Genomic DNA, 25142 nt, shown 5'->3' on the forward strand with positions numbered 1-25142 from the left:
AGAACGATAATATACATTATGTTAAATCGAGCTGGTGTCAGCCACGGCTGGTGGTTCGAGGATCAACGTCTGTCCCTCTACGCGCCAGGAGCCGAGCCGGGACAGAAAGTTCATGCCCAGCACATCCAGATCGCCGAAATTGGATGCCACCACCACACCCAGATTGTCCGTGCGTAGCGATCCGATCGCCAATTTCTCCACCGTCCCATGCTTTGCCAGCACGGTTCCGTTGGCAGTCGACAACAGCACGGGAAAGTCGCTGTCGGGCGTGATTCCGGCGGCCTGCGCAGTCGCTTCGGACAGCGCCGTTGTGGTCGCGCCGCTGTCGATCAACATCATTCTGCTGATGCCATTCAGCGTGACCCGCGCATAGAAATGGCCGTCTGGCGACATGCGAATGCGAACGGCATCGCCCACAACCTGCTGGCTGGAAATTCCCAGTCGGTCGCCGATGGCCGCAAAGAAATTCTGGATCTGATAGCGGTGAGACACCAGCAGCAACACGACAAGCGCGATTGCCGCCCAACCCAAAATGCCGCGGAGCCAGGTGGCCAACGACAAACGGCGCGACGCCAAGGTGCCGGCGATCGCGACGAGAACCACGACAAGCCAAATCGTATTCGGGCCGAAGCCGTTCAAAAAGCGATCTCCATCCCGTCATAGCCCGGGACCACGCCCGCCGGCAGTTCGGCGGCGAGGCTAGCATAGTCCATCGAGTTATCCATGTGGATCAGCGCGGCTTCACCGATATTGCACGCCGCAATCCATTGCAGCGTATGCGCAAGGTGCGGATGCGTCGGGTGCGGGCGGCGCCGAAGCGCATCGACCACCCAATAATCCATTCCTTGATATACAGACTGCATTTTATCTGTCAAGTCATTGAAATCAGTAGAATATCCTATCGATACGCCGCCGCTTTCAAAGCGGAAACCCGCCGAAGTTATCCCGCCATGCGGTTGATCGACCACGCGCACGTTGATGTCGCCGATCGTGATCGCGTCGGGAAGCATTTCCCCGGCGACCACCGGCGGATAGCCTGCTCTCCCCCTGAAGATATATTCGAAGCGCGTCCGCAATTGCTCCAGCGTCCATGGGCGCGCCAGACCGCGCACAGGCTCGCCGCCGCGCGCATGCATCACCTGCCTCAGATCGTCGATCCCGTGACAATGATCCGCATGGTCGTGGGTCCAGATGACCGCATCGACATTGTCGACCTCTGCGGTGAGCAGCTGTTCGCGCATATCGGGGCTGGTATCGATCAGGATACGCGTCGTGTCGGTCGAAACCAGCACCGACGCGCGGGTCCGCCGGTTCCTGGGTTCGGTTGGATCGCACGCACCCCAGTCATTTCCGATCCGCGGCACGCCAGACGATGTGCCCGAGCCGAGGATGCGGATCTTCACGCGCGCGTCTTGGCGAACAGCCGGTGGAAATTCTCGCGCGTCACGTCCGCCAGCGCGTCCGCATCCTCACCGCGCAATTGCGCCAGAAAACGGCAGGTATCCGCCACAAATGCCGGCTCGCCAGTCTTGCCGCGATGCGGCACCGGCGCGAGGAACGGCGCATCGGTTTCAACCAGCAGCCGTTCGCGCGGCAGTCGCACGGCGGTTTCCTGCAGATCCTTCGCATTCTTGAACGTCACGATCCCCGAGATCGAGATGTAGAAGCCCAGATCGAGCGCGATGTCGGCAAATTCACCGCTGGCGGTGAAACAATGGATCACGCCGGGAAGGGCCCCCTTCCCCACTTCCTCGCGCAGGATGTCGGCGGTGTCCGCTTCGGCATCGCGTGTGTGGACGACGATCGGCAGCTGCGTTTCGCGGCTCGCGGCAAGATGCGCGCGGAAACTGGCGCGCTGGCGATCGCGGTCGCTGTGATCATAATAATAATCGAGCCCGCTTTCGCCGATACCGACCACGCGCGGATGCGCGGCCTTGGCGACCAGCTTGGCGGTATCGACATCGGGATGGGTATCGGCCTCATGCGGATGGATGCCGACCGTTGCCCAGACGTCGCTTTCGCGCTCGGCGGTGGCGATGATATCATCCCATTCGCTTTCGCGCGTGGAAATATTGAGCATCGCCGCAACGCCGCTCTCCCGCGCGCGCGCCAGCACATCGCCTTGTTGTTCGAACAGGCCCTTGTAATTCAGATGGCAATGGCTGTCGGCCAGCTTCATGCCGATTCCTCTTCGGTTTTGAGCTCGAGCCGCGGGAACAACGGGGTGGGCTGTTCGAGCCGGAAATCGCTTTCGGCGAGCGGCGAATACCAATGCGATCCGATGGCCTCCGGCGTGCGCAGCTCAGGCGCGATGCCCATGCGATCGAGCAGCGTGGCAGCGTTTTTCGGGATCACCGGCAGGATCGACACCGCCAGCTGGGCGATGCAGATATAGAGCGTCGCGAGCACCGTCTCCATCCGCTGCGGATCGGTTTTGCGCAGCGCCCAGGGCGCCTGTTCGTCGATATAGGCGTTGCAGGCAAACACCGCCTGCACCCATGCTTCGGTCGCCTGATGCAGCGCGAGGCTTTCGAACGCGGCAGGCACGGTTTCGCGCACCGCCTTGCCCACGGTTTCGAACAAGGCCTCGTCGGCGGCATCATGGCCGTGAATCTGCGGCGGAGACGCACCGCAATTCTTGAAGATCTGAGTCAGCGTCCGCTGCGCCAGATTGCCGAAGCTGTTGGCCAGATCGGCATTGGCCCGCGTGACGATCGCTTCGTCGCTGAACGTCCCGTCCTGCCCGAAGCTGACGTCGCGCAGCAGGAAATAGCGCAGCGTATCGACGCCATAGAGCTCGGCCAGCGCCATCGGATCGACGACATTGCCGGTCGATTTCGACATTTTCTCGCCGCGATTGAGCAGGAAGCCGTGCCCGAACACCTGTTTGGGCAGCGGCAGCTTCGCCGACATCAAAAATGCAGGCCAATATACGGTGTGGAACCGGACAATGTCCTTGCCGATCAGATGCAGGTCCGCCGGCCAGTATTTTTCGAACATCACCGCGTCGTCGGGGTACCCGACTCCGGTGATGTAATTGGTCAGCGCGTCGACCCAGACATACATGACATGTCCCGGGCTGCCCGGGACCGGCACGCCCCAGTCGAAACTGGTGCGGCTGACCGACAGATCGGCAAGCCCGCCCTCGACAAAGCGCAGAATCTCGTTGCGGCGGCTTTCGGGACGGATGAAATCGGGATTGGCGGCGAAGAAATCGAGCAAGGGCTGCTGATATCTGGAAAGGCGGAAGAACCAGGTTTCCTCGGCAGTCCATTCGACAGGGGTTCCTTGCGGCGACAGCTTCTGCCCCCCTTCCCCGTCGGTGAGTTCCTTTTCCTCGTAAAAAGCTTCGTCGCGAACCGAATACCAGCCTTCATAGCGATCGAGATACAGGTCGCCGGCATCCGCCATCGCCTTCCAGATCGCCTGACTGGCGGCATAATGTTCGGGTTCGACCGTGCGGATGAAGCGGTCGCACGAAATATCGAGCTTGTCCGACATGTCACGGAAATATCCCGACATTTCGTCGGCAAGCGCGCGCACTTCCATATCGCGGCCGCGCGCGGTCTGGACCATTTTCAGGCCATGTTCGTCGGTGCCGGTCTGAAACCGCACGTCGCGCCCCGCCTGGCGCTGGAACCGCGCGATCGCGTCGGCCGCAATCATCTCATAGGCATGGCCGATATGCGGCCGCCCATTGGGATAATGGATCGCAGTGGTGATATAATAAGGCTTTCCCATGCGCCGCGACTTAGTGCCAATTTGGCGCTGCGGGAAGAGCGCGCTTCGCCTTCGCGCTATTCGCCCCGGACGGGTGCGATCTTGGCGACCATACCCGCCATTTCGAATATAGTCGCAGTCGAATCGAGCGAAAGGCCCACGGCAATGCCGCTCAGATCGCGCGCGGCGGTATAGCTGTCGAGCGCCTGGCGCAGTGCCGGGCCTTCCAGCGTGCGCGCCCGTTCGGCAATGAAACTCGGCACCCGTTCCAGAAACGCTTCATAGCGCGGCTGGGCGGCTTTGGCGCCCAGCAGCTTGGAAAGGCGCGATCTGACCGCATTGGTGGGATCGCCATCCGCCGCGATGCTTTCCAGTTCCTTTTCGAGCGCCGCCATTTCCAGCCCGGCAAAGCTCAGCGCGCGCCCGGGCGATCCATCGCCCGCGCGCACCAGCGCCGCGATCTCTTCCTCCGGAGCATCGGAAAGCTCACGCCGAAGGATCGACCGGACCTGTTCGTCCTCCAGCGCCTCGAACCGCAGCGTGCGGCATCGCGAGCGGATCGTGGGAAGCAAGCGGCCGGGCGCATGGCTGACCAGCAGGAAGATCGTGCCTTCGGGCGGCTCTTCCAGCACCTTGAGCAGGGCATTGGCCGCGCCGGGCCGTTCGACATCATCGATGCTGTCGATCACCACCACACGCCGCTGTGACAGCGACGGTTTGGTACTGAAACTGGCGATCAGCTGGCGCACCTGATCGATCTTGATACTGCGTGCGACATTTTCGCCGGGCTTGTCCGCGTCCTTGGGCAGGCGGATGAGCTCGCGATAATCGGGATGCGAATGCGCCGCGAACAGCCGGGCGATGCGGTGCTCCGCGGGAACATCGATTCCCGGCGGCAATCCCTCCGCGCCATCGGCGGCCACCGCCAGCATCCGCAACGCGGCGGCGCGGGCAAACTGCCCCTTCCCCACCCCTTCGGGGCCGGTGAGCAGCCACGCATGGTGCAGCGCGCGCGATTCAATCGCTTGCGCCAGCGTCGTGCGCGCGACTTCGTTTCCGATCAACGGGGTCATGGGAGCAGCTTAGCGATCGCGGGCGCGCGGCATAGGCCCCACGCCGCGCGCACCGATCAGGCCAGCCCGATCAGCGACATCAGACCCATCCATGCGCGACCGAAAAAGCCTGCCTCGCCGACATCGTTTTCCGCGACGAGCGGCAACTTCTGCGGCTCCATGCCGGGCGTCGTGATGACCAGATCGGCGATATGGTCGCCCGCTTTGATCGGCGCCTTGATCGGCCCCATGTAGACGACCTTCGCATCCATATTGAGGCCCAGCCCCGACGGGATCGTGACCGAAAGGTTGCGCGGCGCGATCAGGCCGACCGTGCGGGCCGAACCGCCCTGCACTTCGGCTTCGGATACATGACGTCCCTGTGCGACGACCTGCTTGTCCTGCCACGAGCCGAAGCCCCATTCCATGAAGCGGACCGATTCCTCGGCGCGGCCATTATAACTGTCCAGCCCGGCGAGAACCATGACGAGGCGACGGCCATTCTGCTCGGCCGACCCGGTAAAGCCATAGCCGGCTTCTTCGGTATGCCCGGTCTTCAGGCCATCGGCACCATCGACGCGGCCGAGCAGCGGATCGCGATTCTGCTGCGTGATCACCTGCCCGCTGCTCAGCGTGCGGGTATAGTCGTGGCGGCTGTAGAAGGTCTTGTAGAGATCGGGATAATTTTCGATGGTCGCCGATGCGAGCGTCGCAAGGTCGCGCGCACTGACATAGGTGCGGCCTTCGTCGGGCCAGCCGTTGGAATTGCCGAAATGGCTGTTGGAAAGGCCCAGCTTCTGCGCCTGCTGGTTCATCAGATTGGTGAACGCCTGTTCGGTGCCCGAAATACCCTCGGCCAGAACGACGCACGCATCGTTACCCGACAGCGTGACGATGCCATAGAGTAGTTCGCGAACCGAAATCTCTTCACCGGTTTCCAGGAACATGGTCGAACCGGCCTGTGGGCCGTGCCAGCGGCGCCAGGTTTCGGGGCGAACCTTAAACTTGGTGTCGAGCGACAATTCGCCGCGCTTGATCAGGTCGAACGCGACATAGACCGTCATCATCTTCGCCATCGAAGCAGGCGGGATGCGGCGATCGGGATCGCGCTGAAACAGCACCGCCCCGGAAGACAGGTCCTTCATGAAAGCGATCGGCGCCGGGGTTTCGAAAGTCGGCGTCTGAGCAGTTGCAGGTGCGACGAGCGTCAGCGCAAGCGCGGCGGCGATCAGCTTTTTCATGGCGGCCATTTCCGAGTGGCTAGAGGTTACTGGGTCACGATCCTCGCATCGCCAAAGCCACGACGGACCGCGATGGCCCGCCCGCCCTCGGCGGCGGTGCGGCTTGGATAGGGCCCCATGCGCACGCGGTAAAGCCCGCGTGTTTGTTCAACGAACCCGCCAAGGCTCTGCGCGAGCTGCTGCGCGCGCGCGCTGTTCGACAGTGCGGCCACCTGAACGAAATATCCGCCGGTCGCCGGAGGCGCGGTTGTCGTCGGCGTCGGTGTCGGTTGATACACGACACCCGGCTGCGGCGGCTGGTACGGCGACGGCGCAGGGGCCGAAGCGACCGTTGGCGGCGCGCCGAGTTGCTTGCGCAACGGCACCAGCAGCGATTCGGGCGCATCGATTCGCGGCGTCGCCGGGCTGCCCGCCCGCAGCGCGGCTTCATCCTGCGCCGGCGGCGTCACTTTGCGCACCCGCACGCCCGCGACGCGCGAAATGCCCAGCTGTTGCGCAGCGCCCGGCGAAAGCGCGATGATGCTGCCGCCCGGCTGCATGCCGCCGGTTATCATCACCAATATGGTGCGACCGGTATCGAGCGCGGTAACTTCCACGAACGTTCCGGCGGGAAGGCTGGGATGGACGGCAACGACCTGTTGATTGGCCGCCGGATCGCCGCTGGCAACCCCGCGCACTTCGGCATAGCCGACCTGATCATAGCGGAGTTCGTCGGACTGATGCTGCGACGAACCCTGGGGGCCGCTCGACGGCGGAGGACCGCCCGGTACCGGTGCGCTCGCCGCCGGATAATCCTGCTGCGCCTGGCGCTGTTGCGGATATTGCGGCTGTGCGCCGGGCGGCGCGTAGCTGGCACCTGCCCCCTGCTGCGCGGGATATCGCGGCTGGATATCGCCGTCGATGCCGCTCTGCGGCGCGTTGCCGGCATAAGGCTGTTGTTGCACGGGCGCCGGCTGCGCATAGGTCGAGCCGGGCTGCGAATAGGGCTGCTGGGGAGCCTGTTCCTGCGTGTACCGGTTGGCGGGATATTGACCGGGCGAATAGGCCCAGCTCTCCCCGCCATGGGAGGTCCCACAGCCGGCCAGCAGGAGTGCGCTCAGCGCCGCAAAACTAGCGTTCCACTTCATCGGCAAGCAGGCCTACCGACAAAGCGTAAAAATTTGAGCAATTATAATCGAGGATCACGCGATAATTTCCGGTGAGCAGATAGGCGGTCTTTCCCGGCCCATCCGGTTCGAGCAGCGAAGCAAGCACATTGTCGCCCGGCCAGGGGCGATTGAGCGGCACCAGCCCCAGCGCGCGCCATTCCGCCATCGTCTTCCACTCGCTATGTCGTTCATGTACGCGCGGGCAGCGCGGCGACAAGGTGTGATTGCCGATCGCGTCGCGGTTCAGGCCCGATGGCACCGACACCGCGATTCCCCAGGGCTGGCCCGGCCGCCAGCCGGCATTGACGAAATAATTGGCGATCGAAGTCAGCGTGTCGGCATCGCTGCTCCAGATATCGGCAAGGCCGTCGCCATCGCCGTCGCGCGCCAGCCGGAGATAGACCGACGGCAGAAATTGCGGTCCGCCCAGCGCGCCTGCCCAGCTGCCGATCAGCTTGTCGCGCGGCACGCCCATGTCGATCATCTTGAGCGTGGCGATGAATTCCGCCGCGAACAGATCGCGCCGACGCCCTTCATAGGCCAGCGTCGCCAGCGCGCTCGGTGCGTCGAAACCGCCCATGATCGCGCCGTAATTGGTTTCATGGCCCCAGATCGCAACCATGATCGATTCGGGAACACCGGTTTCCGCTTCGATACGCGCCAGGCGGCTGCGCATCCGCTGCCACGCCTCGCGCCCGCGCCGAATCCGCGCCGCGTCGACATGCCGCGCCTGATAGGGTGCAAAGGCAGGGATCGGCGCATTGGGGTTGCCCCCCGGCTGATCGCGATCGAGCTCGACCACGCGCGATTTGAATTCCAGCGTCGGCATGACGGCGTCGATCGTCCGCTGACTGACGCCTTCGGCCCGCGCCTGTGCCGCGAGCTGAGGCAGATAGTTCTGGAAACCGGCAGCATCCTGCGCCTCGGCGCCGGGGGCGTTGGCAAGCGCCAGACCGAGCGATGTCATGGCGAGCGTGAGAAAGCGCATGGCGGGACCGTAAATTCGCATCCCCCGTCTCTGCCACAGCGGCGAACAAGGCTGAACCCCCCAAAGCAGGACTTGCGAAAAACAATATGGGTCGCGATAGCGCTTGCCGACGCGGAGAGGTGGCCGAGTGGTTTAAGGCAGCGGTCTTGAAAACCGCCGTGGGTTCACGCTCACCGTGGGTTCGAATCCCACCCTCTCCGCCAGTATTTGCTGGCCTACCGCTTTGCTGCTTGAGGCCGTTGGTTCCGAGTTCGGACTCTCCGCCAGTTTTTGTTTGAGCCTCAAGCGCCGGCGGCGACATCCGTCGCCTTGGCTTTCCTCGCATAAGCTCGGGCGGCCGTTCGGCCTTGCGAACCCTGACGGGTTCGAAGAATCGCCCTCCCGCTCCGGAGGTCTTTGTGCGCTAACGCCTTCGGCTGCTTGAGCGCTTGGCTGGCTTCGAGCGTGCTCTCCGGCGTTATTTGCTGGCCTAACGCTTCGCTGCTTGAGGCCGAGGGGCCGAGATGGGGCGTTGGCTGCGTGCACCCTGCGGCATTCTTGATTTTTCTGCGGCTTCCAACGGCGTGACCAAAGATTTCCTAAAATTGCTTTGAATCGGGCAATTTCGGAGATCTTTGCGTGCCAATTCTAGCGCGACTGAAAATCAGCAGACGAATTTTCGTAGTGGGGTTGGCCTCGTTGATCGGGTTGCTGCTGGTGACCGCACTTTCGATGGCCGAATTGCGCACCTCGCTGACGCGCAGTTTCGAGGCACGGACCCAGCAGACGCTCGACGTCGCCTATAGCCAGCTTGAGCGGTATCAGGCCGAAGAACAGGCCGGGCGCATGACCCGCGAACAGGCGCAGGCTGCGGCAATTCGGGCAGTGGAGTCGCTGCGCTTTGGCGAACTGAACTATTTCTTCCTGTTCGATTACGACCTGAAAATGGTCGCCCATCCGGTCAAGCCGGAGCTGGTTGGTACCGGCCTTGGCGAAAAGACCGATGCCGCCGGCAAGCTGCATTACCGCGCGATGCGCGACGCAGGTAAATCGGGCGGCGGGTTCGTTCAGTACGTGTACGAAATGCCCGACGGCTCGGGTGTGAAGGAGAAGCTCTCCTATGCGCGCGGGTTCAAGCCCTGGGGCTGGGTCATCGCGACGGGCGTGTTCAACGACGAGATCGACGCCGCCGTTCACAGTGCGATGATCGATCTTGCCAAGATGATCATCGTCGTACTGATCGCCCTCTCGGCGCTGATCTGGGTGATCAGCCGATCGATCACGCTGCCGCTTGGCGCCATCACGACGCGGATGCGCAGCCTGGCCGATGGCAATGTGTCGGACGCAATCCCCGGCGTCGACCGCAAGGATGAGCTGGGCGAAATGGCCGGCGCGCTTCAGGTCTTCCGCGATCAGGCAATCGCCAAGGCCGAAGCCGAAGCCGCCAACGCAAAGGCCGATGCCGACCAGAAAATGATCGTGTCGCTCGTCTCGAACAAGCTGGAAAAGCTCTCCGAAGGTGACCTGACCAGCACGATCGAGGAAAATGTCCCGCAATCCTACGCCGCGCTGAAAACCAACTTCAACACCGCGATCGCCAATCTCAGCGAACTGATCGGTGCCCTTGCGGAAGCATCGCACAGCATCGAAACCGGATCGAGCGAGATCGCGGCAGCGTCGGACGATCTTGCCCGCCGTACCGAGAGCAATGCGGCAAGCCTGGAAGAAACCTCCGCCGCGCTGGCGCAGATGAACGATCGCCTGAAATCGAGCGCGGAGGCCGCCGAACGCACGGTGGAATTCGCCCAGGGCGCGATCGGCATGGTCGATAATGGTCGCTCGACGGCGGAAAGGGCGACCAGCGCGATGGATCGTGTCGGCGAAAGCGCGCGCGGCATCGACGATGTGATCGAAGGTGTCGACAAGATCGCCTTCCAGACCCGCGTCCTTGCGATGAACGCCGCCGTAGAGGCGGGCCGTGCGGGCGAAGCGGGCCGTGGCTTCGCAGTCGTCGCAGATCTGGTGTCGGCACTCGCGATGCGCGCGGAGGAAGAGGCCAAGCGTGCCCGCGAACAGCTTACCACCACGCAGGCCGATATCGGGATCGCCGTCGGTGCGGTGCAGGATGTCGACACCTCGCTCGCCAACATCACCGACAGTGTCCGCGAAGTGCATCAGTTCGTCGAAAGCATGGCAAACGACAACCGTGCGCAGTCGCTGACCATTGGCGAAATCGCTAACGCCATGACCAGCATGGATCAGTCGACCCAGCAGAATGCGGCCATGGTCGAACAGACATCGGCTGCTGCCCGCGATCTCGCAAGCGAAGTCATCAGCCTCGCAAATCAGTCGGCGCGCTTCACCGTCGCCAACAAGGGCGGCCAGCCGAAAAAGCCGAAAACGCCTGCTCCGGCAAGGTCGGCATCTGCAAAGCCGATCAAGGCGGTGTCGCCCGCGCCCAGGCAATTCGAAGCTGCCGGTTCGTCGGTTCGCAACGGTTCGAATGCTGCCGACGGCGATTGGGCGAGCTTCTGATCCGCAGCCGCCCGGCACCAGGGCCGGGCGGCAATCACATTCATTTCGACCCTGGGCGATTCGCCTGTCTGCCCTCTGGGCACGGGCAGACGGAAACCGCCTCCCGCGACCGAGTGTCGCGACCATTTAGTGAGAAGTTCCGATGACCTATTTCGCCCGTTGTTCCACCCGCAACCTGTCGCCGATCGCGCTTGCGATTGCGGGCTACGCAGGAATCGGATCGGCCTGCGCCCAAACCCCGCCGGCCGATCCGCAGGTCCCGCCGGCGGAAGCGGTGCAGCCTGCCGAGCAGGCCAATCCCTCGATCCGCCCCTATCCGGCGCAGGCAAACGGACACGGCGTGAAGATCGGGGGCTATAACGGCTCGCGTTGGGCGGAGGATTGGCGGCTCATGGCCAATCCCGAGAAGCGCAACGACCCGCTCGACCGGCTGAAATATCTGCCGTTCAACGAAGCCGGCGACTTCTATCTGACCCTGTCGGGCGAAGCACGTCTGCGGATGAATTATTTCGAAAATCCCGGCATTGTCGAAAGCGAACATCGCCGCGAGGATATACTGCGTCTGGTCGGCGGCGCGGATCTGCATCTGGGTGGGAATGTCCGCTTCTATGGCGAACTCGGCCATGGCGGCATCGGCGGGCACAACATCGGCAACCCTTCCGCCAAGGCGCGCAACGACCTGATCGTGCAGCAGGCTTTTGGCGAAGTCAGCGGTACGCTGAGCGGCATAGAGGTCGGCGTGCGCTATGGACGTCAGGAGTTTTCCGACGGCGCGCCGCTGCTGGTGACGACTCGCGATAACAGCACGATCCGCACCTCGCTCAACGGTTTCCGCGGTTGGGCGATGGGCAGCCGCGTCCGGTTCGACGTGTTCGATTTCGAATATACCGCGTTCGGCACCGGCGGGATCAGCGATGACAGGTCGGACGACGATACGCGCTTTTCGGGCGTGACGATGGGGATCGTGCTGCCGACCTTCGCCGAAGGGCAGCTCTATCTCGATCCGTTCGTGTGGCGTGAACGCGAAAACGGAATCACCTGGGGCGCAATGACCGCGCGTGAAGAGCGGCTTTATACCGGTGCGCGCCTGTGGGGCGATGTCGGTCCGTTCACGATCGACTGGACCGTGGATCATCAGGGCGGCAGCTTTGGCGACCGCGACATCGATGCGTGGAACTTCTTCCTTGCCCAGACCTATGATCTCGGCCTTGGCGGGTGGAAGCCAGAATTGGGTATCCACTTCGATTATGGCAGCGGCGGCGGAGCCTATGGCGACGGCCCGCTGAAGGTCGCAACGACGCCGGTCGGCGGCAATATCGTCTATAGCTATCAGGGCGCACTCACCATCGCCAACCTGTTCCAGGTGACGCCCAACGTGACGGTACGGCCGGTGAAGGATGTCGTTGTCACTCTCTCCTACAACAAGCTGTGGCGCGCAAACGACACCGATGCCGTCTATCGCGCGAATGGAAAACCCTATGCGGGCACGCAGAATCTGTCGGGCAGCGATGTCGGCCAGGCCTTTCGTGCCCAGGTCTCGTGGAAAATCACGCCGCGCTGGTCGGTGACTGGTCGCTATGAATATTTCGCGGCGGGCGATCTTCTCACCCGGCTGAACTACACCGACTCCAGCTATGCCGCGATCTGGACCAGCTTCCGCTTTTAGGTCGCACGGGTACGTTTCGCCTTTCAATCGACCAGGCTATTCAACCGCCGCGCTGCCGCTGCTTTCCTTTCGTCGGTCGATGTCATCGGCCAGAAGATGCACCAGCGACCCCACGGAGTTGCGCAAGGTCTCGATTTCGCCCGTCCCGAGGGTGATTCTCCGGGCAAGGGCCTCGGGTATTGTGAGCGCTTGCGTGCGCAGCTCCCGACCCTGAGGCGTCGGTGCGACCAGCACGCGGCGCTCGTCCTGCGGGTCGCGGCTGCGGGTGACGAAGCCACCGCGTTCCATGCGCTTCAGGAGCGGCGTCAGCGTACCGTTGTCGAGATGCAGGCAGGAGCCGATTTCGCCAACGGTCACCGGCGCGCGCTCCCAAAGGATGAGCATCACCAGATATTGCGAATAGGTGAGCCCCAGGGGCGCGAGCAACGGGCGATAAAGCCGCTGGAGGAGGTTGGTCGCCGCATAAAGCGGAAAGCAGACCTGATTATCCAGCCGCAGGGGGTCGTCGCTCGATTCAGCCATGGGAGTTCTACCTGGTCTTCACGGACAGTTCGACATCGATATTCCCCCTGACCGCGTTGGAATAGGGGCAGGCCTTGTGCGCGTCGGCAACGATCTCCTCGGCGCTGGCCTGATCGACACCGGCGATGGTGACGTCAAGCGCAACCGTCAAGCCGAAGCCGCCGCTTCCGTTGGGCGCCATGCCGACCGTGGCGATCACGACGACATCGTCGTCCTTGATCTTGTTTTCCTTGTTGCGCGTCACATGAATCACGGCATTGCCGAAACAGGCGGCATAGCCGGCCGCGAACAATTGCTCGGGGTTGGTGGCGTCTTCCTTGCCGCCGAGTTTTCTGGGCAGGCTGAGGTCCAGGTCCAGCAGCCCATCGTCGCTTGTCACCGTGCCGGCGCGTCCGCCGACTGCCGTTACCTTGGTGGAATAGAGCGTGCTCATCTTCGTCTCCGTTCGATAGAATAACATTCTTAGCGATAATATGGCTAGCGATGTAATTGGGTGTTCCCCTTCCAGCTTACAAGAGCCGATCCGGTCCGCAGTTCTCGAGGCGATGGACTGGCCGCTACGTCACCTGGCTGAACGCCGGGATGGGCGAGCGACGGATGTCGGAGAACCAGACGCCCCCTGCGCTGCCAGCTGAACAGAGTCGCTTGACGGACACTGCGCGCGGGACGACACAGATATAGCCGACATGGGAGAGACCGGATCAACCCGGCACCGAAGGAGCAACCGCCCCGGAAACTCTCAGGTAAAAGAACCATGCGGCGTAAAACTCTGGAGAGTGACGGCGAAAGGATCAGATCCCGGCGCCATCCGCCGACGGGATAGCGATCTCAGGCACAAGGGACAGATGGGGCATGCGACAAGGCCGGCACGACCGGCGGGGAGAGTGCATGCGTCAAAATGATTCCGAAGGATTCCGTCGAGCGATCAGCATCACCGAAATGTTCACGATCGGCATCGGACCATCGAGTTCGCACACGGTGGGACCAATGCGCGCCGCGCACGACTTTGCCAGCGCCATCCTTGAATCCGGGGCGTCGCCGACACGCGTGACCTGCGAATTGTTCGGATCGCTGGCGCTGACCGGACGGGGTCATGCCACCGACAGCGCGACCATATTGGGACTGGCGGGATGGGAGCCCGAGCGAATCGATCCCGACGCCATTCCCGGGCTGCTCGCCGAAATACGCGACGCAGGGCGGATGATGCTCGGCGGAAAAATCGACCTTCCCTTCGCCGAGCGTCGCGACATGCTGTTCCGCAAGCGCAAATTCCTTCCCGAACATCCCAATGGCATGACCCTGACCGCGAGCCTGCCGGATGGATCGACGATGGTCGAAACCTATTTCTCGATCGGCGGCGGCGCGATCCTGCGCCGCGGGGCACAGGTGGCCCAGCACAACATCGCCCTGCCCCATATGTTCGCTTCGGCGGCGGACCTGCTCGACATTGGCGACGCCACCGGCCTTTCGATTGCCCAGATCATACGGACCAACGAATCGGTCTGGCGGACGGCGGAAGAAAGTGACGCGTTTCTCGACACTGTGCGCGATGCGATGATGGCATGCATCGATCGCGGGCTGACGCAGAGCGGCGTGTTGCCCGGTGGGCTCAACGTCCCGCGTCGCGCCGCGGCGTTGCAGAACAGCCTCACCGGCGCCCGCCCCGGTCGCAATCCCGCCGAAGTGTTCGAATGGGTCAGCCTGTGGGCGCTGTCGGTGAACGAAGAAAATGCTGCCGGCGGCCGCGTGGTGACGGCGCCGACCAATGGCGCGGCGGGCGTGATACCGGCTGTGCTCAAATTCTACGAAACGCTGATCGACGGCGCCGATGCCGCCGGCGTGCGCACCTTTCTCTACACCGCTGCGGCGATCGGAATGCTGTACAAGAAGCGCGCTTCGATCTCGGCTGCCGAAATGGGGTGCCAGGGCGAGGTCGGGGTCGCCTGTTCGATGGCTGCGGGCGCGCTTGCCGCCGTGCTTGGCGGGACCAACAGCCAGATCGAAAATGCCGCAGAGATCGGCATGGAGCATAATCTGGGGCTGACCTGCGACCCGATCGGCGGGCTGGTGCAGATCCCGTGTATCGAGCGCAATACGATGGGCGCGGTAAAGGCGATCAATGCGGCCTATCTGGCGCTGCGTGGCGATGGTCGCCACTTCGTCAGCCTCGATTCAGTGATCGAAACGATGCGCCAGACCGGCCAGGATATGCGTTCGAAATATAAGGAAACCAGCCTGGGCGGGCTGGCCGTCAACGTCGTGGAATGCTGACGGACCATCACGCCGTTATCGCGTTGAAATCCTCTTCGCTCAGCGGATCGCGGAATTCGACACCTGCGGCGAAATCATCGGCCCAGACGACGCTGGCGGCGCAATAGCCGACTTTCGGCAGGGTCAGCCAGATCATCGTACCGTTGCGCAGCGCGCTGTAGGTTTGCAGGCGCGCGCCATGTGGCGACAGATCGACGACCCGGCAAAGCGCGCGATCAAGCCCGCCGCGCCCGACCTTTGCGTCGAGCGAGACCGGCTTGCGCGGGCTGCGCCGACGGCCGAGCCCTTCGGCGGGTTCGACCTCGGCTGCGAACTGAACGGAGCGTGCCTGCAACATGGCGGACACGCTACGCCTCGCATAGCTAACGGCGTGTTAACGCCGTCAGCCGGTTCGCGATTACTTTTTGCCGAGCGAAAGGCCACCGAAGCGCTTGTTGAAGCGCGCGACCTGACCGCCCTGATCGAGCAGGCGCTGGTTGCCACCGGTCCATGCCGGGTGCGACGTCGGGTCGATGTCGAGCTGCAGCGTGTCGCCTTCGCTGCCCCAGGTGGAGCGCGTTTCGAACACGGTGCCGTCGGTCATCTGCACCTTGATCATGTGGTAATCGGGGTGCGTTTCTTTTTTCATGATATGAAATCCTTCACAAAACCACCGGTTTCCGACCGGCAGCGAAGGCGGCGCCCTACACGCGCAGGGCGTCGGATGCAAGATACCGAACGCCCTGGTTTCAGGCCTTGGGCGGATCGGCGATCATCGCAGTGAAATTCGCCTGCGCCGCGACCTGACCATCGATCAGCGCCTTGCCGGCAAATTTGCAAACGCTCGAGCGTTTCTGGACGAATTCGACTTCCAGCCGCAGCAGCACGCCGGGTTCGACCGGCTTGCGGAACTTGGCGTCGTCGATCGCCATGAAATAGACGAGCTTGCCCGACCCCGACAGGCCGAGCGACTCAACCGCAAGAACGCCCGCTGCCTGCGCAAGCGCCTCGACGATCAACACACCGGGCATGATCGGCCGACCCGGGAAATGGCCCTGAAAAAAGCCTTCGTTGATCGTCACGGCCTTGATCGCGGCGATCGACCGATCAGGAACCAGTTCCTCGACTCGGTCGACCAGCAACATCGGATAGCGGTGCGGAAGCGCCGCCATCACCTTCGCGATATCGAGGGGGCCGATCGAGCCCCCTCCCTGATCGGCCTCGCTCACCGGCCCTGCGGCTGCGACTGCGTCGGCGCAGGCTGCTGTTGCTGCTGGCCCTGCTGGCCGGGCTGCCAGCCTGCCGGCGGATTGGTCGACACCGACGGTACGACGGCGTTGAGTTCGGTCACGACATCGGCGGTAAGATCCAGCGTCGGCACGAACTTCAGCGTGGCTTCCGGGCGCAGAACGATGGCGATCTGGCGACGCGCCATGACGCGATCGAGTGCGCCGCCGAGCTGCGACGCGATCTGATCTTCGACATAGGCCTTGGCGAGCGCAACGGGAGCAAGAATCTGCTGGATCTCCTGCTCGGCCTGCTGACGGCGCTGCTGGAGCTGCTGATATTGCTGGGCGAGCGCGTTGCGGTCAGCATTCGGATTCTGCTGTGCCTGACGGAACGCTTCGACCTGCGGAGCGATTTCCTGCTGAAACGCAGTGTTGCGCTCGTTCGCCTGCTGAATCTGAGCCGCATAGGTGGCCTGGATCTGCTGGACCGCCGCCTGATAGGCCTGCGAATTTTCGACAGCTGCTTCGATATCGAGCACGCCGACTCCCGGTGCCGCCTGGGCATGCGCGGACGGAGCGATCGCGGCCGATGCAGTCGTCACCAACAGGGCGGCAGCAGCCGCCGTAAAAATGGTTTTCATTAGAACTGAGTCCCTACGTTGAATGTAATCAGCTTGGGGTCGTCCCCGGGCTGAGTCAGAATGGCCTTGGCGATGTCCAGTCGCAGCGGACCAAAGGGCGAATTCCAGTTGACGCCGATACCCACGGTAATACGCGGCCGCGCACTGTTGCCGACGAAGCGTTCCAGGAACGGCTGCGTGGTATTGAGCGCAGGATTGTTCGCCTCGGTGCCGACGCAGGTACCCGACGCGCTCGCCGCATAGCCCACCGAACAGGTGGTAAGACGCACCGCCGAATTGCCGGCGTCGTTGGTATAGCTGTTGTAATACAGAGCATTACCGGACGTGTCGGTTATCGCCACCGAATATGGCAACAACGTGGGCGAACCATCGTCATTGTACAAAAGATCGCCGTTCGTGGCGGTTGCCTGCTGGAAGGTGAAGGTCGGTTCGGGCCGGGTGATGTCGAACAACGCACCGGCCTGGATGAAGATCGACGGACGCAGACCGAGTTCACGCGCACCCGCGCCCAGGGGGATTTCGAGTTCCGCCTTGGTAAGATAATAGGCCTTGCCACCCAGCGCGTCGTCGACGATCGAATCCTTGTCGGTGATCAGCGTCTGGGTGCCCGCGGTCGGATCCCCCGAATAATAGAGGCGCTGGACGCGCGGACCGACGCCACGAATATCGAAACCGCGGAACTGCGGTTCGCCCAGCCAGTAGCGGTCGGTGATACGAACGGGATCGATGCCGGGGCCCCGGCTCGCTTCGAGCGAGTGAATATATCCGCCCTCTGCACCGACCGAGAAAATGAACCCGCTGCCGAGCGACCAGTATTTGTCGAAGTCCGCGCGCCCGCGAATATAGCGCACGTCGCCGCCCAGACCCGCGAAATCGACGCCGAGCACGAGCCGCTGACCCGCGGACGGCCGAAGCCGGCTGTTCAGGCTGTCGAAGATCAACGACAGGCCGACCAGCGACGTGATGCGTTCGCCGATGGCATCGCAATAATAGCGTCCTGCCTTCAGCGGATCGCAGGTATCGACGGTGCCGTCGCCATTCGTGTCCTTGTAGAAAGTCGACTTGTCGAGCGTCACATCATCCAGCTGGAAATTATAACGACCCGACAGCGTCCAATATTCGGTGAGCGGAATACCCGTCACGATCTGGAAACCGGTCGAAACCTGGCTGTAGGTCGTGTTGCGGTCCGTACCGATATAGTTGAACGCATTGAGGTCGCGGCGATAGATCGTGCCGCCCAGCGCGATATTGTGATCGAACAGATAGGGCTCGGTGAAGCCCAGTTCGACCGACTTCGAATAGCTAGAATAATCGACCGAGGCCGACAGCGTCTGCCCCCTGCCGCGGAAATTCCGCTGCTTGATCGACCCCGAAACGATGAACCGCTCGAGACTCGAAAAACCTGCAGAAAGCGTCAGTTCGCCGGTCGGACGTTCCTCGACATTCGCGGCCAGGATGATTCGGTCATCCGAAGATCCCGGCTTCTGCTCGACTTCGAACCCATCCTGGAAATAGCCGAGCGAGTTGATACGGTCTTCGGACCGCTTGACCTGGAAGGTATTGAACGCGTCACCCTCCGCCACACGGAACTCGCGGCGGATCACTTCGTCGCGGGTCTGGGTGTTGCCGGTGATGTCGATACGCTCGATATAGGTCCGGTTCGCTTCGGCGATGTGGAAATTGAGCGCCATGGTGTGCGTTTCGGCATCACGCGAATATTCAGGCTGCACATCGGCAAAGGCATAGCCATAGGCGCCCGCCAGCTGGCTGAGCTGGTCGATGGCGTCTTCGACCTGCTTGGCATTATACCAGTCGCCTTCCTTGAACGGGAGCGATTTCCCCAGCCGATCTTCATCGAAATCGCGAATATCGCTGTCGACCGTCACCGGGCCGAATTTATAGCGATCGCCTTCTTCGACGACATAGGTGATGATGAAATCGCGCTTGTCCGGCGTCAGTTCGGCGATCGCCGAAACCACGCGGAAATCGGCATAGCCTTCGGTCAGATAGAATTGGCGCAGCTTCTGCTGGTCATAGGCGAGGCGATCCTGATCATAGCTCGTGTTCGAGCTGAGGAGCGTCCAGAATCGCGTCTGCTTGGTCGCCATCTCGCCGCGCAGCTTGCCGTCGGAAAACTGCTCGTTGCCGATGATGTTGATCTGGCGGACCTTCGACTTCGGCCCCTCGGTGATCTCGAAAACGACATCGACGCGATTCTGGTCGAGCTGCACCATCTGCGGTTCGACGATCGCGGCGAAGCGGCCCTGACGGCGATATAGTTCGATAATTCGCGCGACGTCCGCACGAACGGCCGACCGGGTGAAGATCTGACGCGGAGCCAGATGGATCTCCGGCGTGATCTTGTCGTCCTTCAGGCTCTTGTTGCCTTCGATCAGCACGCGATTGATGATCGGGTTTTCGCGAATGTGGATGACGATGTTTCCGGTTTCCGCACCGGAAATCGAATCGACCGTCATCAGATCGCTGGCGTGGAGATCCTTGATCGCCTGGTCGAGCGATGCGTTGTCATAGGGCTGACCCACCCGCAGACGCGTGTAGGACAGCACTGTTGCCGGTTCGAGACGCTGGGTCCCTTCCACCGTCAGCGAGCGGATCACCTGCTGCTGCGCCTGTTGCTGAGGCTGCGCGTCCTGCGGCGCGGTTGCGGCTGGCGGAGTCGCGTCCTGCGCGAACGCGGTGCCGCAGACGACACCCGAAAGCATCGTCCCCGTCAGGAGCGCCGCAGTCGCGCGCGCACCGAAATTCCTAGCCGTGATTGCTGTCACCGTCCCACTCAAGTCGGAAATCCTCGTTTATTCGACCGCACGTGCGCACCTGCGCCCGCCCTGCCCTAACCATTTCAGCCAATCAACCCGGCCAGATTTTTCCACACGCCATAAGAGCCGATATCGTTGAAAGTAACCACGAGCATCAGCGCCAGAATTGCCGCCAGGCCACCGCGAAACGCCCATTCCACCACTTCCGGCTCGACGGGTTTCCGCCGCACTGCCTCGATCGCATAAAGCAAAAGATGCCCGCCATCGAGCATTGGAATTGGCAACAGGTTTATGAACCCCAGATTGATGGAAATCAGCGCGATGAGAAAAACGAATTCCGTCGGCCCCATCATCAGCCGCTGGCCCGAAATGCCCGCCATGCGGATCGGCCCGGCCATTTCGGAAACCGGACGGCGCCCGGTGATGATCTGGCCCAGGCCGTCGACCATCGATTGCATGATCGCCATCGTCGTCGAAACGCCGACGACAGGCGCCTCCAGCAACCCGACTTTCTCCTGAACCGGTTCCCCCGGCCCGATGCCGAGCTGACCGATACGATATTCGTTGCCGAACCGGTCGCGCTCGACGCGCGTGCCGATCACGGCCTCGATTTGACGCGCCTCGCCGTTACGCTCGAAATCGACGGTCACCTGCTCGTCGGGCCGCAGCTGCGTATATTGGATCATGTCGCGGAAAGTATGGACCGATCGTCCGCCGATCGCAGTGATCCGATCCCCGGCTTCAAGACCCGCTGCCGCTGCAGGGCTGCCTTCGACGATGCTGCCGGCAACGGTCGGCGTCCGATTCTGGCCGTACACGACGGCGAAGGCGCCCAGGATCAGGATTGCGACAAGGAAATTGGTGATCGGCCCGGCAGCGACGATGATCGCACGTTGCCAGAGCTTTTTCGATTGAAAGGTCTTCGCGCGCTCTTCCGCGGGCAGCGCCAGCCACGCGCTGCTCGGTTCGCCCGCCGGGTTCATGTCTCCGGCGAACCGGACATAGCCGCCCAGCGGCAACCAGCCGAATTTCCAGCGCGTGCCGCGCTTGTCGGTAAAACCGCCGACTTCGCGGCCGAAGCCGATGGAAAATTCCTCCGCCTTCACGCCGAACATCCGCCCGGCGAGATAGTGACCGCCTTCATGCACGAACACGAGCGGTCCGATCACCAGCACGAAGGCGACAATCGCCAGCAATATTGCGGGAAGTTCGATCAAGCGACGCAGTCCTTCACACGCATGCCCGCGATGCGCCGGGCCTCGGCGTCGATCGCCAGCACCGCGTCCAGCGTTTCCGGGGCAGCCGGGTCATAGCAATCAAGGGTATCGGCAACGATTGCGGCAATTTCAAGAAACCCGACACGCCGGTCGAGGAATGCCGCCACGGCGACTTCATTGGCGGCGTTGAGGATGGCCGGTCGCGCACCATCGGCCGCTAGTGCCGCCCTTGCAAGCCGCAGCGCCGGGAAGCGTTCATAATCCGGCGCTTCGAATTCAAGCGACCCGATTGCGGCAAGGTCGAGTCGCGCGCATGGCGTCTCCATCCGTTCGGGCCAGGCGAGCGCATAGGCGATCGGCGTACGCATATCGGGTGTCCCGAGCTGCGCGAGCACCGACCCGTCGATATATTCCACCATCGAATGCACCACCGACTGGCGATGCACGATGACGTCGAGCTGATCGGGCGCGATCGGGAAAAGATGGCGCGCCTCGATCAGTTCGAGCCCCTTGTTCATCATCGTCGCCGAATCGACCGATATCTTGGCACCCATCGACCAGTTGGGATGCGCCACCGCCTGTTCGGGCGTGATCGCGCGCATTGCTTCGATCGGAGTCGCGCGGAACGGTCCGCCGCTCGCCGTCAGGATGATCCGGCTGACACTGCGCGGCGCGGTGCGGTCGAGGCACTGAAACACTGCATTATGTTCCGAATCGACCGGCAACAAGGTCGCGCCATGGCACCGCGCCGCAGCGGTCATGATCGCACCCGAGGAAACCAGCGATTCCTTGTTGGCGAGTGCGACCGTGTGGCCCTGTTCCAATGCGGCCATGGTCGGCTTCAGCCCTGCACAGCCGACGATCGCCGCCATCGTCCAGTCGCAATCGAGCCTTGCGGCTTCGCATACTGCGTCTGCACCACCCGCCACGGCGATGCCGGTTCCGGCCAGCGCCTGCGAAAGCGCGGAAAGACGCGAGGCATCGGCAACCACGGCAAGCCGGGCATTGGTGCGGATTGCCGCCGCCGCGAGCTTTGCCACGTCGCTATTGGCAGTCAGCGCGACGACTTCGAACCGCTCGGGTTCGCGTTCGATCAGATCGAGCGTCGAACTGCCGACCGATCCTGTCGCACCAAGGATTGTAACCCGCTTCACATCAGCCATTGCGGCACCAATACCAGCAATGCCGCAACCGGCGCCACCGGAACCAGCCCGTCCAGCCGGTCCATCAATCCGCCATGGCCGGGCAGGATATTGTCCGAATCCTTGACGCCGGCAACACGCTTCACATGGCTTTCGAAAAGGTCGCCCAGCTGCGACAGCGCCGCCAGCAACGGTGTCGCCGCCGCCAGTCGCACCGGCAGGCCGAACCGCGTCATCAATGCGCCGAACAGCCCGGCCAGGACGATGCCTCCGGCAAGACCCGACCAGGTCTTGGCAGGGCTGATCGAAGGCGCAAGCAAAGGCCCGCCAAAGGTACGCCCGGTAAAATAGGCGCCGATATCGCAGGCCCAGACCAGCGCCATCGCCCACACCGCGAGTATCAGCCCCTGATCCTGCGAACGCAGCGACAGCAGCGCGAGCACGGGCAGACCGACATAGAGCGCCCCGCCGCCAAGCTGGACGTTACGTGTCAGCGCGATGAGGAATATCGCCGCCCCAAAGACCAGCCCGAGCGCCAGAAAGCCCGGCCCCGCCGCGAGCGGACACATGATCGCCAGCGGCACCGACAATGCATATTGGGCGAGGCGCTTGCGCGGCATCCGCTCGCCCGAAAGCACCGCCCATTCGCCCATCATCAGCACCGCGACGATCACCGTCACTGCCCAGAAGGCAAAGCCGCCGAGCCACAGAATCGCCGCAGCGAGCGCGATCAGCACGCCACCGACGACCGCGCGAGTCGCCAATTCTTTCGGACTCCAGCTCACAAGCCCCCGAAGCGACGTTCGCGCATGCCATATTGCTCCAGCGCCGCAGCAAGACATTTCCCGTCGAAATCCGGCCAGAGCGTGTCGACGAAAACGAGTTCGGCATAGGCCGCCTGCCAAAGCAGGAAGTTCGACAGCCGCTGTTCGCCGGAGGTGCGGATCATGAGATCGAGAGGCGGCAAATCGCGCGTCGCGAGCGCCCCGGCAAATCGCGCCTCATCGATCGCGTCGGGGGCAAGCGTGCCATCCGCCACGTCGCGTGCCAGCGTGCGCGCCGCCGCGACGATCTCCGCCTGCGATCCATAGTTGAGCGCGATGACCAGCACGGGCCCGGGATTTCCCGCCGTGCGCGCCACCGCGTCGTCGATCATCCTGACCAGATCGGGCGCCATTTTCGTATAATCGCCGATAACGCGCAGGATCACGCCTTCCGAAATCAGTTCGTCGAGCTCGCTCGCCAGAAAATGGCGCAGCAGGCCCATCAGGTCGCGAACTTCGGTTTCGGGACGGCGCCAGTTTTCGGACGAAAAGGCGTAGAGCGTCAGTGCTTCGATCCCGAGCTCGCGTGCCGCGCGCGCGACACGGCGAACCGCCTCGACACCCTGTTTATGCCCGGCGATACGCGGCAGCCGACGCGCCTTTGCCCAGCGTCCGTTGCCATCCATGATGATGGCAACGTGCCGGGGCACGCCCGGCGCACCGGAAAGGGGCGCGGGTTGTTGCGCGGCCACTTTCATCCTTCCGTCCGTTCGTGCGGGAATGGTGCGTGCACGGCGACCTCTTGCCAGGGAATCCGGACTATAGACGCGTATCCCGGAAACAGCGCAATCCGGAATTTCGCGATGCCCGCGGGCGTCACTTGCCCAGGATTTCCTTTTCCTTGTTCGCCGAAACGCTGTCGATCTCACCGATCATGCTATCGGTCAGCTTCTGCACTTCGGTTTCCATCCGCTTGCGCTCGTCTTCGCTGATCTCGCTCTTCTTTTCGTCGGCCTTCAGGCTGTCATTGCCGTCGCGGCGCACATTGCGCACGGCGATCCGCGCCTTTTCGGCATATTGCCCGGCAAGCTTGGCGAGTTCCTTGCGGCGTTCCTCGGTCAGGTCCGGGATCGGCAGCCGCAGCGTCTGTCCATCGACAATCGGATTGAGGCCCAGTCCCGCCGATCGGATCGCCTTGTCGACCGGGCCGACATTCGACTTGTCCCATACCTGAACCGAAAGCAGGCGCGGTTCGGGCGCCGAAACGGTCGCCACCTGATTGAGCGGCATCTGCGCGCCATATACTTCGACGGTCACCGGATCGAGCAAAGTCACCGACGCACGGCCCGTGCGCAGGCCGGCAAGATCATGTTTCAGCGCCTCGACCGCACCGTTCATGCGGCGCTCGAGATCGGCCTTGTCATATGCGGCCATTTTCAGTCCCTCTGTCCTATGCGTTCGTGAGTTCTTCTTCGTTCCGAACCACCGTCGAAACGCCTTCGCCGTTCAGCACCGCGGCGAGATTGCCCGCTTCGCGGATATTGAACACGACGATCGGAATATTGTTGTCGCGGCACAATGCCACCGCGCTGGCATCCATGACGCGCAGATTGTCGGCAAGCACACGGTCGAAACTCAGCGTTTCGTACCGCTCGGCGGTCGGCACCTTCTTGGGGTCGGCATTATAGACGCCGTCGACGCTGGTCCCCTTGAACAGCGCATCGCAATTCATTTCCGCCGCCCGCAACGCTGCGGTCGTGTCGGTTGTAAAGAACGGAAGACCCGTGCCTGCTGCAAACAGCACCACCCGGCCCTTCTCCATGTGCCGCTCCGCGCGGCGGCGGATATAGGGTTCGCACACGCTCGCCATCGGAATCGCCGACTGGACACGCGTCTGGACGCCGATCTTTTCGAGTGCATTCTGCATTGCCAGTGCGTTCATCACCGTCGCCAGCATGCCCATATAATCGGCCGAGGCGCGATCGAATCCCTGAGCGGCACCGGCAAGGCCACGGAAGATGTTCCCGCCGCCCACGACCATGCAGATTTCGAGCCCGCTATCCTTTGCCTGCTTCACTTCCTGCGCAACACGGTCGCAGGTTTCGGGATCGATGCCGAACTGCCCCTGCCCCATCAGGACTTCGCCCGACAATTTGAGCAGGATGCGTTTCATGCGGGAAAGAGTCATGCAGGCGCCGTCTCTGGATTAGAATTGCCGGGGGTAAGCGGCGCGGACCTTAGAGGCGCGCCATTGCGATTCCAAGCGCAGAA

At 62.7% G+C, this 25142-nt stretch carries 24 protein-coding genes, 1 tRNA gene and 1 riboswitch; of the genes, 4 read left to right on the top strand and 21 right to left on the bottom strand.

Translation table 11 applies throughout. The annotated features are described in order from the left end of the window. Positions 1-21 precede the first annotated feature (21 nt). From DKB74_RS04645 to DKB74_RS04680, 8 genes are read right to left on the bottom strand one after another with little or no spacing between them, the layout of a single operon-like run. Positions 22-639, bottom strand: a complete 618-nt coding sequence (locus DKB74_RS04645; RefSeq protein WP_109806883.1) for a retropepsin-like aspartic protease family protein — start codon at positions 637-639, stop codon at positions 22-24. After that, entirely contained in the window at positions 636-1403 is a 768-nt protein-coding gene (locus tag DKB74_RS04650) for an MBL fold metallo-hydrolase (RefSeq protein ID WP_109806884.1), read from the bottom strand. The genes DKB74_RS04645 and DKB74_RS04650 overlap by 4 nt, the downstream gene beginning before the upstream one ends. Further along, entirely contained in the window at positions 1400-2179 is a 780-nt protein-coding gene (locus DKB74_RS04655; RefSeq protein WP_109806885.1) for a TatD family hydrolase, read from the bottom strand. Before DKB74_RS04655 ends, DKB74_RS04650 begins: the two co-directional genes overlap by 4 nt. Next, positions 2176-3741 (bottom strand): methionine--tRNA ligase, encoded by a 1566-nt coding sequence (gene metG, locus DKB74_RS04660; RefSeq protein ID WP_109806886.1) that lies wholly within the window; start codon positions 3739-3741, stop codon positions 2176-2178. Before metG ends, DKB74_RS04655 begins: the two co-directional genes overlap by 4 nt. Before the next feature lie 56 nt (positions 3742-3797). Next, a complete protein-coding gene (locus DKB74_RS04665; protein ID WP_109806887.1) occupies positions 3798-4793 on the bottom strand; it encodes an AAA family ATPase in 996 nt (331 codons plus the stop codon). A 56-nt stretch (positions 4794-4849) separates the two neighbouring features. Then, positions 4850-6013, bottom strand: coding sequence for a D-alanyl-D-alanine carboxypeptidase family protein (locus DKB74_RS04670; RefSeq protein WP_109806888.1), 1164 nt, complete (start codon positions 6011-6013; stop codon positions 4850-4852). Positions 6014-6039: 26 nt separating this feature from the next. Then, positions 6040-7140, bottom strand: coding sequence for an SPOR domain-containing protein (locus DKB74_RS04675; protein ID WP_109806889.1), 1101 nt, complete (start codon positions 7138-7140; stop codon positions 6040-6042). Continuing rightward, positions 7124-8149: a lytic murein transglycosylase gene (locus DKB74_RS04680; protein WP_193504358.1), complete on the bottom strand. Its 1026-nt coding sequence runs from the start codon at positions 8147-8149 to the stop codon at positions 7124-7126. The genes DKB74_RS04675 and DKB74_RS04680 overlap by 17 nt, the downstream gene beginning before the upstream one ends. A 113-nt stretch (positions 8150-8262) precedes the next feature. Between DKB74_RS04680 and DKB74_RS04685 the strand changes: the two genes are divergently transcribed. The 3 genes from DKB74_RS04685 (at position 8263) to DKB74_RS04695 (ending at position 12329) form a co-directional block, all read left to right on the top strand. After that, positions 8263-8352: transfer RNA gene (locus DKB74_RS04685), tRNA-Ser, on the top strand. Positions 8353-8827: 475 nt separating this feature from the next. Further along, complete coding sequence (locus DKB74_RS04690; RefSeq protein WP_239987367.1) at positions 8828-10663, top strand: methyl-accepting chemotaxis protein; 1836 nt, start codon at positions 8828-8830, stop codon at positions 10661-10663. Between the two features lie 142 nt (positions 10664-10805). Then, positions 10806-12329 carry an alginate export family protein gene (locus tag DKB74_RS04695; protein ID WP_109806891.1) on the top strand — a complete coding sequence of 508 codons (1524 nt, stop codon included), beginning with the start codon at positions 10806-10808 and terminating at the stop codon, positions 12327-12329. A 36-nt stretch (positions 12330-12365) separates the two neighbouring features. Here the strand turns inward: DKB74_RS04695 and DKB74_RS04700 are convergent, their stop codons facing one another. Further along, a complete protein-coding gene (locus DKB74_RS04700) occupies positions 12366-12851 on the bottom strand; it encodes a MarR family winged helix-turn-helix transcriptional regulator (protein WP_109806892.1) in 486 nt (161 codons plus the stop codon). 7 nt (positions 12852-12858) lie between these two features. Further along, positions 12859-13284, bottom strand: coding sequence for an organic hydroperoxide resistance protein (locus DKB74_RS04705; RefSeq protein ID WP_109807128.1), 426 nt, complete (start codon positions 13282-13284; stop codon positions 12859-12861). A gap of 244 nt (positions 13285-13528) precedes the next feature. Continuing rightward, positions 13529-13616: riboswitch (glycine riboswitch) on the top strand. 123 nt (positions 13617-13739) lie between these two features. Between DKB74_RS04705 and DKB74_RS04710 the strand changes: the two genes are divergently transcribed. Further along, positions 13740-15122, top strand: a complete 1383-nt coding sequence (locus DKB74_RS04710) for an L-serine ammonia-lyase (RefSeq protein ID WP_109806893.1) — start codon at positions 13740-13742, stop codon at positions 15120-15122. A 7-nt stretch (positions 15123-15129) separates the two neighbouring features. On the opposite strand, the gene DKB74_RS04715 is transcribed toward DKB74_RS04710, so the two are convergent. The 11 genes from DKB74_RS04715 to pyrH form a co-directional block, all read right to left on the bottom strand. Then, a complete protein-coding gene (locus tag DKB74_RS04715; RefSeq protein WP_109806894.1) occupies positions 15130-15459 on the bottom strand; it encodes a PilZ domain-containing protein in 330 nt (109 codons plus the stop codon). Positions 15460-15519: 60 nt separating this feature from the next. Beyond that, positions 15520-15750, bottom strand: coding sequence for a 50S ribosomal protein L31 (rpmE, locus tag DKB74_RS04720; protein ID WP_109806895.1), 231 nt, complete (start codon positions 15748-15750; stop codon positions 15520-15522). A 100-nt stretch (positions 15751-15850) separates the two neighbouring features. Then, the gene (fabZ, locus tag DKB74_RS04725) at positions 15851-16330 is read right to left on the bottom strand and encodes a 3-hydroxyacyl-ACP dehydratase FabZ (RefSeq protein WP_109806896.1); all 480 of its coding nucleotides are present in this window, start codon (positions 16328-16330) and stop codon (positions 15851-15853) included. Then, positions 16327-16971, bottom strand: coding sequence for an OmpH family outer membrane protein (locus tag DKB74_RS04730; protein ID WP_109806897.1), 645 nt, complete (start codon positions 16969-16971; stop codon positions 16327-16329). Before DKB74_RS04730 ends, fabZ begins: the two co-directional genes overlap by 4 nt. After that, the gene (bamA, locus tag DKB74_RS04735) at positions 16971-19757 is read right to left on the bottom strand and encodes an outer membrane protein assembly factor BamA (RefSeq protein ID WP_239987368.1); all 2787 of its coding nucleotides are present in this window, start codon (positions 19755-19757) and stop codon (positions 16971-16973) included. Before bamA ends, DKB74_RS04730 begins: the two co-directional genes overlap by 1 nt. Before the next feature lie 74 nt (positions 19758-19831). Next, positions 19832-20965 (bottom strand): RIP metalloprotease RseP, encoded by a 1134-nt coding sequence (rseP, locus tag DKB74_RS04740; RefSeq protein WP_193504360.1) that lies wholly within the window; start codon positions 20963-20965, stop codon positions 19832-19834. Beyond that, entirely contained in the window at positions 20962-22119 is a 1158-nt protein-coding gene (locus DKB74_RS04745; RefSeq protein WP_109807131.1) for a 1-deoxy-D-xylulose-5-phosphate reductoisomerase, read from the bottom strand. The genes rseP and DKB74_RS04745 overlap by 4 nt, the downstream gene beginning before the upstream one ends. Then, positions 22116-22871, bottom strand: coding sequence for a phosphatidate cytidylyltransferase (locus tag DKB74_RS04750; protein ID WP_239987369.1), 756 nt, complete (start codon positions 22869-22871; stop codon positions 22116-22118). Before DKB74_RS04750 ends, DKB74_RS04745 begins: the two co-directional genes overlap by 4 nt. 17 nt (positions 22872-22888) lie before the next feature. After that, a complete protein-coding gene (locus DKB74_RS04755) occupies positions 22889-23629 on the bottom strand; it encodes an isoprenyl transferase (protein WP_109806899.1) in 741 nt (246 codons plus the stop codon). 118 nt (positions 23630-23747) lie between these two features. Further along, positions 23748-24305, bottom strand: coding sequence for a ribosome recycling factor (frr, locus tag DKB74_RS04760; protein ID WP_109806900.1), 558 nt, complete (start codon positions 24303-24305; stop codon positions 23748-23750). Between the two features lie 16 nt (positions 24306-24321). Beyond that, positions 24322-25059 (bottom strand): UMP kinase, encoded by a 738-nt coding sequence (pyrH, locus tag DKB74_RS04765; RefSeq protein WP_109806901.1) that lies wholly within the window; start codon positions 25057-25059, stop codon positions 24322-24324. Between the last annotated feature and the right edge of the window lie 83 nt (positions 25060-25142).

Origin of the sequence: Stakelama portus, assembly GCF_003171655.1 — a bacterium.
Lineage (GTDB): Bacteria > Pseudomonadota > Alphaproteobacteria > Sphingomonadales > Sphingomonadaceae > Sphingomonas > Sphingomonas portus.

Bases quoted from the DNA above. Each gene is read 5' to 3' on its own strand.
- metG (WP_109806886.1), bottom strand. From the start codon at position 3,741: ATGGGAAAGCCTTATTATATCACCACTGCGATCCATTATCCCAATGGG.
- DKB74_RS04715 (WP_109806894.1), bottom strand. From the start codon at position 15,459: ATGTTGCAGGCACGCTCCGTTCAGTTCGCAGCCGAGGTCGAACCCGCC.
- DKB74_RS04700 (WP_109806892.1), bottom strand. From the start codon at position 12,851: ATGGCTGAATCGAGCGACGACCCCCTGCGGCTGGATAATCAGGTCTGC.
- DKB74_RS04655 (WP_109806885.1), bottom strand. From the start codon at position 2,179: ATGAAGCTGGCCGACAGCCATTGCCATCTGAATTACAAGGGCCTGTTC.
- DKB74_RS04695 (WP_109806891.1), top strand. From the start codon at position 10,806: ATGACCTATTTCGCCCGTTGTTCCACCCGCAACCTGTCGCCGATCGCG.
- pyrH (WP_109806901.1), bottom strand. From the start codon at position 25,059: ATGACTCTTTCCCGCATGAAACGCATCCTGCTCAAATTGTCGGGCGAA.
- DKB74_RS04680 (WP_193504358.1), bottom strand. From the start codon at position 8,149: ATGCGCTTTCTCACGCTCGCCATGACATCGCTCGGTCTGGCGCTTGCC.
- DKB74_RS04730 (WP_109806897.1), bottom strand. From the start codon at position 16,971: ATGAAAACCATTTTTACGGCGGCTGCTGCCGCCCTGTTGGTGACGACT.
- DKB74_RS04665 (WP_109806887.1), bottom strand. From the start codon at position 4,793: ATGACCCCGTTGATCGGAAACGAAGTCGCGCGCACGACGCTGGCGCAA.
- rpmE (WP_109806895.1), bottom strand. From the start codon at position 15,750: ATGAAAAAAGAAACGCACCCCGATTACCACATGATCAAGGTGCAGATG.
- DKB74_RS04755 (WP_109806899.1), bottom strand. From the start codon at position 23,629: ATGAAAGTGGCCGCGCAACAACCCGCGCCCCTTTCCGGTGCGCCGGGC.
- DKB74_RS04670 (WP_109806888.1), bottom strand. From the start codon at position 6,013: ATGAAAAAGCTGATCGCCGCCGCGCTTGCGCTGACGCTCGTCGCACCT.
- DKB74_RS04705 (WP_109807128.1), bottom strand. From the start codon at position 13,284: ATGAGCACGCTCTATTCCACCAAGGTAACGGCAGTCGGCGGACGCGCC.
- frr (WP_109806900.1), bottom strand. From the start codon at position 24,305: ATGGCCGCATATGACAAGGCCGATCTCGAGCGCCGCATGAACGGTGCG.
- DKB74_RS04675 (WP_109806889.1), bottom strand. From the start codon at position 7,140: ATGAAGTGGAACGCTAGTTTTGCGGCGCTGAGCGCACTCCTGCTGGCC.
- DKB74_RS04710 (WP_109806893.1), top strand. From the start codon at position 13,740: ATGCGTCAAAATGATTCCGAAGGATTCCGTCGAGCGATCAGCATCACC.